A 317-nucleotide genomic window follows, 5' to 3' on the forward strand; every position below is an offset into this window, starting at 1 on the left:
CGAGCGGGACACGAAGCATGGGCAGCTCTCATCGCTCAAGCGCCGAGGGCCGGGCAATTGATGCACATCATCGTCCAGCATATGGATAAGTCCGGCGCATTGATCGTCAGCCAGTCGACCTTGGCAAAGATGATGGACACGTCCATTGCGACCACGAAGCGAGCAATCAGCGTCCTGGCCAAGCACAACTGGATTCAGACGATCAGTGTAGGTGGGCAACGTGGCGGAACACTCGCCTACGTGGTGAATAGCCGGATCGCATGGGCAGACAAACGCGAAAATCTGCAATACGCCCGCTTCAATGCTCGGGTGCTTAT

The 317-nt window shown here is 56.8% G+C and carries 1 protein-coding gene; it reads left to right on the top strand.

The features are described from left to right. Positions 1-60: 60 nt before the first annotated feature. On the top strand, positions 61-317 hold a 257-nt coding region (locus tag KMS84_RS44310; protein WP_256921507.1), incomplete at its 3' end, for a hypothetical protein.

The sequence above is a fragment of the Streptomyces hilarionis genome (assembly GCF_024539675.1).
GTDB classification, from domain to species: Bacteria; Actinomycetota; Actinomycetes; order Streptomycetales; family Streptomycetaceae; genus Streptomyces; species Streptomyces hilarionis.